Source organism: Burkholderia glumae LMG 2196 = ATCC 33617 (assembly GCF_000960995.1).
GTDB lineage: Bacteria > Pseudomonadota > Gammaproteobacteria > Burkholderiales > Burkholderiaceae > Burkholderia > Burkholderia glumae.
This window is the reverse complement of the sequence record NZ_CP009434.1, coordinates 1675919-1688525: the sequence shown is the minus strand read 5'-3', so window position 1 is coordinate 1688525 and position 12607 is coordinate 1675919. Positions and strand designations below refer to the sequence as shown.

The 12607-nt window shown below is 66.9% G+C and carries 6 protein-coding genes; all 6 read right to left on the bottom strand.

The window, feature by feature from the left end:
* Positions 1-103 precede the first annotated feature (103 nt).
* Positions 104-1663: a methyl-accepting chemotaxis protein gene (locus tag KS03_RS08270; RefSeq protein WP_012733960.1), complete on the bottom strand. Its 1560-nt coding sequence runs from the start codon at positions 1661-1663 to the stop codon at positions 104-106.
* Between the two features lie 764 nt (positions 1664-2427).
* The gene (locus tag KS03_RS08265) at positions 2428-2634 is read right to left on the bottom strand and encodes a hypothetical protein (protein ID WP_017423524.1); all 207 of its coding nucleotides are present in this window, start codon (positions 2632-2634) and stop codon (positions 2428-2430) included.
* 102 nt (positions 2635-2736) lie between these two features.
* Positions 2737-4722 carry a hypothetical protein gene (locus KS03_RS08260; RefSeq protein ID WP_012733961.1) on the bottom strand — a complete coding sequence of 662 codons (1986 nt, stop codon included), beginning with the start codon at positions 4720-4722 and terminating at the stop codon, positions 2737-2739.
* Positions 4723-4962: 240 nt separating this feature from the next.
* Complete coding sequence (locus KS03_RS08255; protein WP_026051410.1) at positions 4963-5451, bottom strand: hypothetical protein; 489 nt, start codon at positions 5449-5451, stop codon at positions 4963-4965.
* Between the two features lie 447 nt (positions 5452-5898).
* Positions 5899-7620, bottom strand: a complete 1722-nt coding sequence (locus KS03_RS08250) for a methyl-accepting chemotaxis protein (RefSeq protein WP_012733962.1) — start codon at positions 7618-7620, stop codon at positions 5899-5901.
* Positions 7621-8024: 404 nt separating this feature from the next.
* Entirely contained in the window at positions 8025-12350 is a 4326-nt protein-coding gene (locus KS03_RS28925; RefSeq protein ID WP_050811449.1) for an ATP-binding protein, read from the bottom strand.
* Positions 12351-12607 lie beyond the last annotated feature (257 nt).

Sequence of the window (12607 nt, the reverse complement as noted above, 5' to 3'; positions counted from 1 at the left end):
GCGCGCGGCGTCGTGAAGTGGCGCAAGCCCGGCGCTGATGCCGCCACCTGAATATGGCGGCCCGACGCGACAGGCCCCAATCGGATGGACAGCGCCGGCGTGCTCAATCCGGTAGCGTGAACAGGCGCACCGCTTCATCGAGCACGTTGGCCTGGCTCGCAAGGCTTCCCGCCGTCGTCGCGCCTTCTTCAACGAGCGCGGCGTTCTGCTGCGTCGCGCTATCAAGCTGCGTCACCGAGTTGTTGATGCTATCGATGCCTTGAGACTGCTCGACGCTGGCGGTAACGATCGATTGCACGATCGAAAACACCTGCTGCATGTTCGATTCGATTTCCACCATACGGCCCGCGGTGCCGGAAACGCTATCGCACGCGGCAATCGCCGCCGTGGCGTTGGTATCGGCGATTCCCTTGATTTCCCGCGCGGCCGTGGCACAGCGCTGCGCCAGATTCCGCACCTCGCTCGCCACCACGGCGAAGCCCTTGCCCGCTTCGCCCGCGCGGGCGGCTTCCACGGCGGCGTTCAGCGCGAGTATGTTGGTCTGGAACGCGATGCTGTCGATGGTCGTCACGATGGCCCGAATCTGGTCCGACGAATCGGAAATACCGCGCATCGTCGACTCGGTGCGTTGGATGGCCTCGCAGCCACCGCGCGTCGCGGCTTGCGCGCCTCCGACCATGGTGTTGGCCTGCGTGGCCGCCTGCGAGTTGCTCTTCACCGTGGCGGTCAATTGCTCGAGCGACGCCGCCGTTTCCTGCAGCGATGCGGCCTGCACTTCGGTCCGCCGTGACAGGTCGATATTGCCTCTGGCCACTTCCTGTGAGACCGACTTCATCTGATCGATCTGCATCCGCACGTCGGACACGATCGCGACGAGGCTCACGCGCAACTGCGCCAAGGCCCGCAAGGTCCCGCTCGTGCAGGCCCCCGCCGCAACCGGCACGTCGACGGTCAGATCGCCGGCGGCGATCCGGCCGCCGATCTGCTCCAATTCGGCAATCCGCTGCTGGGCGCGCCTGGCCACCAGCAATGCCGGCAGCCCCGTGCCGACGGCGGACGCCGCGAGCGCCAGCGATAACAATGCCGAACCCGAGAGCCGGTCCGCGACCGCGAGAAGCGACGCAATGGCCGCCATACCGGCCGCACCGGCTGCCGCGATATGCGCGGGCAGCCCGGCCCCGCGCCAGAGGTCGAACACATGCAACAGGCCTGGGCGCACGACCTGCCCGCGGCGCAGGCGCACGCCGTGATGAGCTCCGCTGTTCAGCCGAGCGTAGAGCGCCTCCGCTTCGCGGATCTCGTCGCGGCGCGGTTTGGTGCGAACGCTCAGATAGCCCACTGTCTTTCCGCGCCGCATGATCGGCGTGACATTGGCGCGGACCCAATAGTGGTCGCCGTTTTTGCGGCGATTCTTCACCAGCGCCGTCCATGAGCGCCCGGCCTTGATGGTTGCCCACATGTCTTCAAACGCCTGGGGCGGCATGCTGGGGTGGCGGATGAGATTGTGTGGCTGGCCGATGAGTTCCTCGCGGGAAAACCCCGAAACCTCGACGAAAGCCGGATTGCAGTATTCGATTCGACTGGAGAGATCGGTAGCCGAAACCAGCATGCTGGTTTCGGGATAATCGAATTCGACACCTGTCACCGGGAGATTGTTTCGCATCCTGTCCTCATTCGTTATTCGAGCCGCCGGTCAGATCAGCCATGCTCTCTCGTTGCCACGCATTCGCGATTCGACAAAATCGTCGCGATGTCTTCCCGCACTGTTTCGCTCGCCGCCGGGAAGAAAACCGCCATTCGAGCGCCATCGGGACCAACGGCGCCTCGATCGTTGACAGAATCGCACCAGTGATTGCATCTGCTTTTTGATACCGCTTGCCGTCCCACCCTGCCTCCATCGCACCGGTCACTGACGAGCCCGACTGAAACGGCCAGCCTGATTGGGAGCCGGCCGCCGGTCCGCAAGGCGGCGAGAACGGAGATCGCCTGCTCCACATGAAGGCTCGAGACTTCGGTAAGGATGATTACGACGCTGGCGCAGCCCGCTTAAGCCTTCTACGTATTTGTCCCGATCCCGGCCCAGCGGGTCGTGCGCAATTACACGGCGCGCCGGTGGAGCAAGGAGTGAAACGAGCGGAACCGCCGAACGGAGCGCCGGGAATTGGCGCAGCGAAACCGGCGTGCTGTTTTGGCGGCGGTCGACCGGCCGCCGAATGACTCGGCCAGTCGCGGCGAGTCGCGGCGGGTCGCGGCGGGTCGCGGCGATAAGCCCAATGATCGGCATATCCCGCCGTGCCTATGGCAATCGCGCTCATCGCCCGACAGAGCGTCACGCTACGCGATTTCGCAGGATGTCGCTGTCGCCGGCCGCGCCGAGGCGAAATTGCGTCCCCGCCGCAGACGCAAGAAACTGTCGTGACGCGTTCCTCAATTGACGACGACGATCCGCATCGGCGGGTCACCCGACAGGACGAAATCCTCCTGTCGGCCCAGGCGCACGTCGCGCAGCAACTGCTCCAGTTCGGCAATATGGATGCGTGTTCCCGAGGGAATGTTCTCGCTGTCCAGGGTAAGCGAGCGCAGGCGATTGAGAATCTTGGTGACCGCGCTTTGGCGCGAAAGGAAATAAGTCATAGGTGAATCATGGAAATGCCGTTGAATTAGCGATGCCGTCCCTCTGCCGCCCGCCACGCCGGGCCGCTGCGAGGCGGCACCGCAGGGCGCGGCGGCAGCGCCTTACTTGGCCAACCCTGTCGAAACGTTCGAGGCGTCGAAGGCCTTCGCCGCGACGCGATAGCATGTCGGCGTACCGCTTGCGCCGGAGATCTGATAGACGAGCTTGTGGCCCGCTGACGAGTTACGCGACTGCTGCGAGCTCAAGGTGACCATGGTGCCGAATTGCCCTTGCGACGTTGCTTCTTTCGTGATGATGAGCGGCGCGAGGTCTGGATCGCTGCGGGCCGAGTCGGCGTCGATGATACGGCGTACGTTCGACAGGCTCTTTACATACCAGTCCGCACCCAGCTTCGACGTCTTCAGGATAAACGGGCGATACGCAGGCCCGGCGAAGTGGCTGTCGATGATCATCCAGGGATCCATGTCCGCGGTACCCAGTTGCGATAGATCGACCTTCGTCTTCGAACCGTCGGCCCGCGTGAAGAACTTCGCGAAATCGCCGCCGAGCCGCGAGCCCAGCTGGCCGGCCGTCGCGGGATCGTAGTACTGGCCTTCCGGCCCGTTGCGCAGATCGCTGAAGCGCATCCCCGTCCATGTCACCACGTGCGAAACCACGAAGCCGGAGGCCACGTTCGCCGGCGAAGATTGCGGCTGCGCGGATTCCGTGATGTACAACAGGTCGCCGGGCCGCAAGCGATCGACCAGTTGTGCGATGTTGTCCTGGTTGATGTCGAGCAAGACGCCCGCCTGATCGGTGACGGACACCAGCGGATCGGCGCCGATCGAACATGCCTGCGTGCCGATGCCCGTCTGCAGATTGCCGCTCGCGTGCGTAACGCCCGCGAAGTTGTAGGCCCACGAGGTGAAGTCCGAGCAGTCGACGCCCTGCCATTTGATATCGGCATCGGCGAGTGGCGTGGACGTCTGGGCACCGTTGCGCTGGCGATTCGGCGCGCAGGTCAGCTTCGACGAGCCGAGGGTCGAGTTGAAGTACGAGGGCCGGGTGGCGGGTGGCAACCAGGCAGGGATGTGATGGTGGCAATAGTTCAGGTTCTGGTCGATCCAGTAGTTCTCGACGGCCATCAACAGCTCACGCTGGAAGGTGGCGCCGTCGGCCGCGCATGAAGCGGCGGCGATGGCGCCGTACTGCGCGGCGCGCGGCCCCCACGAGCCCGCGTCAGGGAAGCTCGCCCAGTTGGCGGCCGTCAGCTTGCCGCCCAGTCGTGCCTGGACATCGTCACGGCGGCTCGTGAACAGCGAATATTGCTCTCTGTACAGCGCGATGCGGTCGCGGCACGCCTCGCTGCTGAGCGTGATATTGGCCGGCTTGCCCGGAATGATCGGCGCGAGCGCTGCGAGCGACGTGATGCCCGAGCGATTGCGGGGATTGCCGACGAATCCCGCCGCGCCGGTGCTGATCGCACAGGTGGAGCCGGCCGGTGCCGCGAGCGTGCCGTCGTCCGACGGATTGCCCGCGCCCGTGTTGCATTCGGCAAGCGTGTCGCCGTTCGCGGACTGGCTAACGATCGCTTGCGTGCTGTCGGCAATGGAACCCCCCATCGAGGTCCGGCTCTGCGATTCGGCGCCGAGCGCGAGCGCCATCTTCGCGCCGTTCGACACGGCAGTCGATCCGCTCGCCGCATTGGCGGTATTCGCCGTGACGAAGGCCGGCGCCGTTTGCTGAACATCGATGTCGCCAGCGAAGGCGTTCACGCGCGATATCGCAGCGGCGACGTTGCTGGAAGTGAGGCCGCCCGCGGCTCGCGCGCCCGCGACCACCGCATTCGAATAGACCGACACGACCATCTGCGACGGCGCGCTAAGATAGACGGCGTCGATCTCGCCCTGCATGGCTGCCTTTTGCCCCGTCGCTTCCTCTTCATAGACGCCCCCCGTCGCCCGAATCAGCACGGGGTAGCGCAGGCTGCCAGGCAGGGAAAACGTGCCGTCGGCGCGCGTGCTCCCCGTTGCGAGCGCCGTGTCGGCCACGGTGCCGTCCGGTGCGATTGCGTAGGCGCTCACCGACGCGTCGGCGACCGGCCCCATGTATACCGCGCCTGACGTCGATGGCAGGCTGCTTCCGCCGCAGGCGGACAGGAAAAGGGCAAGCGCCGCGCTGGTGGCGGCGGTCAGTTGGGCTGGTTTCGTCATGAGCTTGCGCAGAGCGAATTTAGGCTGGTTTCAAACAACAAGGCGATGGTCAGGAAATGAAGGGAGCCGGTTTTCTGCGGCACTGCGCGAGCACGCTCCGCTGCGCCTGATGAGCGGTAGCAAGCGCATCGCCCGTCACGGCGCAAATTTCACGAGCATCTCCTGTAGGGAGAAAATTTCCCGCTCGGCGTTTGCGAGCAACACCGTCATCCTGCGGGCATTTTGTTCGCAGCTCTGGAATAGATGTGCCATCGCTTCGTCCAAGGTACGGATCGACACTTCGTTCTCGATGTCTCGATCGGGGAAATCGCGCAGGCTCGAGCTGGCCTGCTCCAAGGCGGATTGCATCAGCGCTGCCGCCTGCCTGGCGGCATCGAGGTGACACGGAGCCGTCAACGAAAAAATGGCTTCCAGGTAGGTGATGACATCCGTCATCTGCGGCAGCTTTCGCCCCGATACGCGTATCGACTCGAATACCGCCCGCCGCAAGGCGGCGATCTCGTCACGCTTCCTGTCGACAGCAGCCATCGCTATGGCATGCAGTCTCGACAAATTACCGATGTGAGCGATCTGCACGGATTTCCATTCTGCGCCGTGGTGGTGTGGAAAATTGGCATCGGTCATTTTTGTGCCTCAAGAACTCCTGGTCATCGCTTTATCACCTTCGATGCCGTTGCGCGAAAAGCTCATACCTTCACGAGGTCGACGCGCATCTGGCTGGTCTGCGCCCGCTCGGGACCTGAGCCAGCGATACCGTGACTCGCCAAGCGTGACATCGCGGCACACCGCTCGGGCCTGGCCGTCGTCACGCCTTCATGCTCGCGACGGGGTGAGCCGATCCTCGCGTTTGGTACGCACACGGCGTGGCATCCGATTCCAAGCGGGGTGCCACGAAGCCGCGATGCAACGAAGCGCACAAGGTCTGCATCCCTAAGCAAGCCCGCTTCACCGGCAACGCCGGGTAACAGGCATGGCACTTCCCTGCTCCCGGCCCAAGCCGGAAGCGAACGGCCGCGGCGCGTTACGCTGGCCAGCCGGGTCGCCCATGCCGACCGCGCTCCTGCCTGCGCGTCAGAACGTGGCCCACTCGCCGTTTCCCACCCCGGCCGCGGCGGCCGTCGGCGCGAGCGCCCGCGCCGGCAGCCGTGCCGGCTCGGGACGGCGCTTGGCCTGCTTCGGCGCGACGCTCACCTGCCGCTTCACGGCGGCGGCGGGCTCCGTCTGCACCCTCGCATCGACCCGGAAGATCGACACCGTGGCCCGCAGATTTTCCGCCTGATCCGCCATCGACTGCGCCGCGGCCGTGGCCTGCTCCACCAGCGCCGCGTTCTGCTGGGTGACCTCGTCCATCTGCGCCACCGCCACGTTGACCTGCTCGATTCCCGTGCTCTGCTCCGCCGACGCCGACGCGATCTCGCCCATGATGTCGCTGACCCGCTTCACCGAGCGCACGATCTCGTCCATGGTCGTGCCGGCACCGGCCACCAATTGCGAGCCGGCTGCCACATGCGATACCGACGTCTCGATCAGTTCCTTGATTTCCTTGGCCGCCACCGCGCTGCGCTGTGCCAGCGTGCGCACCTCCCCGGCGACCACCGCGAAGCCGCGCCCCTGTTCGCCCGCGCGCGCCGACTCGACCGCCGCGTTGAGCGCCAGGATATTGGTCTGGAAGGCAATGCCCTCGATCACGGAAATGATCTCGGCAACCTTGCGCGAGCTCGACGTGATGTCATCCATGGTGCCCATCACCTGCTGAACCACGTCACCGCCCGACGTAGCGGTCCGCGAAGCCGTGACCGCGAGCGTGCTGCCCTGCCGGGCATTGTCGGTGTTGTGCTTCACCGTCGAGGTCAGTTCCTCCATGCTGGCCGCCGTCTCTTCGAGCGATGCCGCCTGTTCCTCGGTGCGCTGGGAGAGATCCACATTGCCCTGGGCAACCTCGTTGGCGGCAACCGAGATCGATTCGGCCGAGGTCTTGATGCCGTGCACGATCGAGGTCAGCCTGGCGCGCATCGATTCCAGCGAGGCCATCAGGCTGGTCGAATCGCCGGGCTTCAGATGCAGGTCCACCATCAGGTTGCCATTGGCGATCTCCGCCGCCACCGACTGCGCGAAAACGGGTTCGCCGCCAAGCTGCCTCAGGATGCTGCGCGTAATGAGGATCGCGGTCACGGCCGCCACCAGCAGCGAGGCCGTGACGATGGCCCCGATCAGCTCCCGCACGCTCGAGTACAGGCTCGCGGCGCCCCGTTGCGCCTGGCCATTGAGCTGGTCCTCGAAGTCAGCCAGCTCGACCGAGCGTGCCAGCCACGTCTGTTGCAGCGGCCTGACACTGCGCAGCAGTTCCCGGGTCGCGCCGGCCATGTCGTTGGACAAGCCCAGTTGGATCGCCTGGCGCAATGCAGGCAGCGTCATCGCCTCGTCCTGCTTGAGCTGCGCGATCAGTGTCTTCTCCCGCTCGGTGGTGCCGGGTCCGTTCGCAAACATCTGCGACAGCTTCTGGTACGCGTCGGCATAGATCTGCTCCTGCTTGCTGATGCGCTCGGCCTCCTTGGCCATATCCTGCGCGTCGCTGAGCAAGGCCAGGTTCCGCACCGCGACTGCCCGATCCTGTATCGAGGCGCGCAACTGGTTAGCCAGCTGCGCCTCGGTATTGTTCACGCGCGCGATATCGTCCAGCCTCCCATTCAATTGCGACAGGCCATAAAAACCGATCGCCGCCACTGCCAGCAACAAGGCGGTCAACAACCCGAAGCCGGCGATCAGGCGGGTGGATACAGTCATGTTTTTCATTGCGGCTCCCAGACCGTCTCAAGTTATTCTTCCACCTTGTTTACGACTGTCCTGCGAAAAGACTTAGGGCTGGGAAGACCCTGTAATTAAGTCCTCGATGAGCGTCCACGGCGCTCCGCACCCGTCCCGAATTTCGGGCGGCGTGACGAGAGGCGCGGCCGGGGCCTGGCCGCTACGGGATGCCGGAGATGGGGGATGCGGATCAGGACGGCCAGCGTCGCATACGAAGGCGTCCGGTTGCGGCCTGCCAGTCTGGCGCGCATACCTGAGGACGGCGGACGGCATGGCCGGGCCGGCGCCTGGGGATCGTCAAGCTGCACACGGTGCCGGATCGCGGCCGGCGCGATCGGCCGCGACCGGCGCGCGGCGCCGCGCTTGCGCCGCGCGCCGCTCGGCAGCGCCCGTCACGACGGCGACAGGCTTCGTACCAGCGCCGACGGCTCGACCGGCTTCACGAGGTGTTCGTCGAAGCCGGCCTCATGAGCCGTGTGCACGTCGTTGGTCTGCCCGTAGCCGGTTACGGCCACGAGGCGCATGCCGGCGAGCCGCGGCTTGGCCCGAAGCGTGCGGGCCAGTTCGTAGCCGCTCATGCCGGGCAATCCGATGTCGAGCAGCGCCACTTGGGGACAAAACGCTTCGGCGCAACGAATCGCATCCTCGGCGCTGTAGGCCACCTCCACCGTATGGCCCTGCAGCCTGAGCAAGGCCGATAAGGAATCCGCCGCGTCGACGTTGTCGTCCACGATCAGCACGCGCCACGCGTTCGTCGGCAGCGGCGCGTGCTGCGCCTGCGGCGGCGCCGGTTGCGAAATACGCGGCAGCCGGATTTCGAACGTGGAGCCGCATCCCAGTCCGCCGCTCTGCGCACTGATCGTGCCGCCATGCATGGCGACCAGGCGCTTCACGATCGCCAGCCCGACGCCGAGCCCGCCCAGCGCGCGATCGAGCGTTCTCTCGCTCTGCACGAACAGGTCGAAGACGTGCGGCAGCAGTTCGGCGCTGATGCCGGTGCCGTTGTCGGACACCCCGATCACGGCAAGCTCCCCCTCCGAACGCGTCCAGACCCGGATGGCGCCCTCCGGGTCGGTGTATTTCACGGCGTTCGCCAGGATGTTGCCGACGCATTGCACGAGCCGGGCCATGTCGCCCTGCACCCACAGATGCCGCGGCTCGCCGGCGGTGTCGATCGACAGCCGATGCCGCCGCTCGTGCAGCCGCGGCGCGATGGTTTCGACCGCCTGTGAAATCACGCTCGCCAGCTCGACCGGCTGGCGCTGCAGGACGATGCGGCCCTGCGTGATTCGCGACACGTCGAGCAGGTCGTCCACCAGCCGGCTGAGCTGCGTGATCTGGCGCCGGATGATGTCGGTGGCGAAGCTGAGCTTCGGGTCGCTGAGCGGTATGCGCAGGAGCACCTCGCTCGCGTTGGCGATGGGCGCCAGCGGGTTGCGCAGCTCGTGGGCGAGCATCGCCAGGAACTCGTCCTTCTGGCGGTCCGCGACGCGCAGCGCCTCGACGCCGCGCGCCCGCTCCTCGGCTTCCTGATGCCGTGAAATGATGATGGCCGCGCAGAAGGTCAGCCGCAGCGCCAGTTCGTGGTCGCGCTCCGTGGGATTGCGCGGCGCCGGATGGTACATGGCGAAGGTGCCGACCACCTTGCCCGACGAGGTCTCGACCGGGAACACCCAGCAGGCCCGATACGCGTGCCGCCGCGCGAGCCACAGCCAGTCCTTCCAGCGAGGCTCGCGCTCGACGTCGGGCGTGATGACGGGCTGCCGCGTGTAGCCGGCCAGCCCGCATGCGAAGGAGTCGCCTGAAATGGGAAAGCGGTCGAGGTTGTCCGCGAAGTCCTCGGACATGCCCGCCACGCGCGTCAGCTCGGTCTGCTCGGCGTTGGCCAGATAGAACGCGCAGCGCGCCTGGCCGCCCATCTGCGCGACGGCGGCGCGCGCCAGGATGTCGAGCGACACCGGCAGCGGCGCGTTGTCCACCGCGGCCTGGAACGCCTCCTTCTGGGCCTCCAGCCAGGCCGCGTTGTCGCGCAGCACGATTTCCACGCGCTTGCGCTCGGAGGTGTCGATCGCCATGCCGAACCATTCGACCAGCTCGCCCGCCTTGTCCAGCACCGGAATCGCGCGGGACAGCGTCCAGCCCAGCGAGCCGTCGGCGCGCCGGACGCGATGCTCGAGCTCGAACTTGCTTTTCGTGCGGATCGCCTCGTTGAGGTGGGCCAGAAACGTCGGCCGGTCCTCGGGATCGAGATAGCGTTCGAGCCAGGTCGAGCTGGGGGCCGGCGTGTCGGCGATGAAGTCACGGCCCTCCAGGAAGCGCATCTCGGTCCAGTCGGCATTCATCGAATAGACGGCGCTCGAGGAGGCGCTCACCAGCGCGCGAAACCGCCCCTCGCTTTTGCGCCGCTGCGCCGTGATCTTCAGCAGCGCGCCCACCCGCACCACGAGTTCGCGTGCCGAGAACGGCTTGACCAGATAGTCGTCCGCGCCGGCCCGCAGGCCGTGGACGCGCGCCTCCTCGCCGGCGCGCGCGGACAGCAGGATGACCGGCACGTCGCGCAGCTCCTCGTCGCCGCGCACGGTCTGCAGCAGGCCGATGCCGTCGAGCCCCGGCATCATGATGTCCGAGAGGATCAGATCGGGCCGGCTGCGTTTGGCGGCCCGCAAGGCGTCGTACCCGTCCACCGCGCAGCTCACCTCGTACTGCTCGCCGAGCAGGCGCTGCACGTAGGCGCGCATGTCCGCGTTGTCGTCAGCGACCAGAATCCGCGTGCTCTCCCGCTTGCTCTCCGCGCTCTCGCGATCCGGCAGCAGCGCGTCCGGGCCGGGCCGGGCGGCCACCCCGTCGAGGGTCGCCTGCGGCTCGTCGGGCAGCCAGCGCGCGGCCTCCTCCAGGAAAGCCTGTGCGGCATCGCGGGCGGGCGCGCCGGACTCGGCATCGGGCGCGGCGCCGGGCAGGCTCGGAAGGTTCGGGCGGCCAAACGGTATCGCCACCGTGAAGGTGGTGCCCTTGCCCAGCTCGCTGGCCACTTCGACCTTGCCGCCGTGCATGCGCACCAGTTCGTCGACCAGCGCGAGGCCGATGCCGCTTCCCTCGAACGAGCGGCCGCGCGCGCCCTCGATCCGATGAAAGCGTTCGAAGACGCGCGGCAGCTCTTGCGCGGCGATGCCGATTCCGGTGTCGCTGACCACCAGCTCGACACGATCGCGCTGGCGAAGCGCAACCGAGACGCCGCCTTCCATCGTGAACTTGAACGCGTTCGAGAGCAGGTTGAGCACGATCTTTTCCCACATCTCGCGGTCGATCGCGACCGGTGCGGAGATCGGCTCGCAATCGACCGTGAAGCTCAGGTTGGCGCGCTCCATCAGCGAGCGGAAGTTGCTGGCCAGGTCGGTCGTCAGCTTCGCCAGATCGGTCTGCACGAACCTGGCCTGCAGCCGGCCCGCCTCGAGCCGCGAGAAATCGAGCAGCGAGTTGACCAGCCTGAGCAGCCGCAAACCGTTTCGATGCGCCACCTGCAGCGCCTGGCTCGCTTCCGGCCGGACGGGGTCCGGCGCCGCCAGCAGTTCCTCGATCGGTCCGAGCATGAGCGTGAGCGGCGTGCGGAATTCATGGCTCACGTTGGTGAAGAATGCCGTCTTGGCGCGGTCGATTTCCGCCAGGGCGTCGGCCCGGCGCCGCTCCTGCTCGTATGCGCGGGCGCTGGCGAGCGCGGCGGCGAGGTGCGCCGCGATGCGCTGCAGGAAGCTGTGGTAGTCGTCGTCGAGCGCGCGGCGCGGGCTCGCGCCGGCCACCAGAAACGCGTCGACCGTCATGGGATGGGCCGCCGTCATCACCGGCAGGATCAGCGCCTGGGTACACGGCTCCGGCCACGGGCCGGCCTTCAGGGCCGAGGCCAGGCGCCGCTCGAGACCGTTGACGGGGGTGGCCCGCCCGGTCTGAAACACGGCGGCGAGCGGCCAGGGCGCGCCGTCGTCGGCGTCCAGCGCGATGGCCTCGGCAGCGGCCGGGCCGCCAGGCTCGACGCCGGCGGCCGCGCGCAGCTGCGCCACCGGCCGCGTATCGTCCGACTGGTAGAGCAGGCAGAACGGCAGGTCGGCACGTTGCCCGGCCAGCAGGTCGACCGCCGCGGAAAACACCTCCTGCTCGTTGCGGGCATCGGCCAGCGTCTCGGCGAGTTCGCGCAAGATGCGTTCGCGCCGCTTCGAGATGACCGCCGAGGTGGTTTCCAGGACCGCGTTGAAAATGCCCTCCACCGCGCCCGTGTCACCGCGGATCGGGCTGAAGGTGAAATTGAAGTAGCACTCTTCCGTGTAGCCATGCCGGCGCATCGGCAGCAGCTGGTCGTGTTGCCAGACGCCGATGCCGGTGTCCAGGACCTGCCCGAACAACGGTCCGATCTCGGCCCATATCTCGGGCCAGACTTCCATGCCGGGGCGCCCCAGCGCCCAAGGGTGCTTGGCGCCGAGGATCGGGCTCCAGGCGTCGTTGTAAAGCAGGACCAGGTCCGGGCCCCAGTAGATGGCGATCGGAAAGTTGGCGCCCAGGCAGATGCCGACCGCGGAGCGCAGGCTCTGCGGCCAGGTATCCGGAACGCCGAGTGAGGTCGCCGCCCAATCGTGCGCGCGCATCAGCCGCCCCAATGCGCCGCCGCCACGGAGAAAGTCGGGTGCGCCGGCTTCCTCGACGTCAGGGTCATGCGTGTTCTGCTTGCTCACGAAGGCTCCGTTCCGGCGCAAAAGGCTGATTCTATCTGCTTGGTAAGGTTCTTTTTTGCGGTTTTTGAACCCCCCTCGCGGATGCGCGCGGCGCGGCGGCCTGGACGTCTCATCCGGTGGGAACCTGGCGGCGCTCGACGGGCCGCCGCGCCGCGCACGCGCAGCAGCTCGAGCGGGGCGGGCCCGACGCTGCGCCCGCGCCAGCCGTGCCCGCCGCCCGAAACCGCAGCCGCCCTGGCGGCGCGTTTTCCGCGGCT

Coding starts and splice junctions, on each gene's coding strand:
- KS03_RS08270 (WP_012733960.1), bottom strand. CDS start 1,663: ATGCGAAACAATCTCCCGGTGACAGGTGTCGAATTCGATTATCCCGAA.
- KS03_RS08265 (WP_017423524.1), bottom strand. CDS start 2,634: ATGACTTATTTCCTTTCGCGCCAAAGCGCGGTCACCAAGATTCTCAAT.
- KS03_RS08260 (WP_012733961.1), bottom strand. CDS start 4,722: ATGGGGCCGGTCGCCGACGCGTCGGTGAGCGCCTACGCAATCGCACCG.
- KS03_RS08255 (WP_026051410.1), bottom strand. CDS start 5,451: ATGACCGATGCCAATTTTCCACACCACCACGGCGCAGAATGGAAATCC.
- KS03_RS08250 (WP_012733962.1), bottom strand. CDS start 7,620: ATGAAAAACATGACTGTATCCACCCGCCTGATCGCCGGCTTCGGGTTG.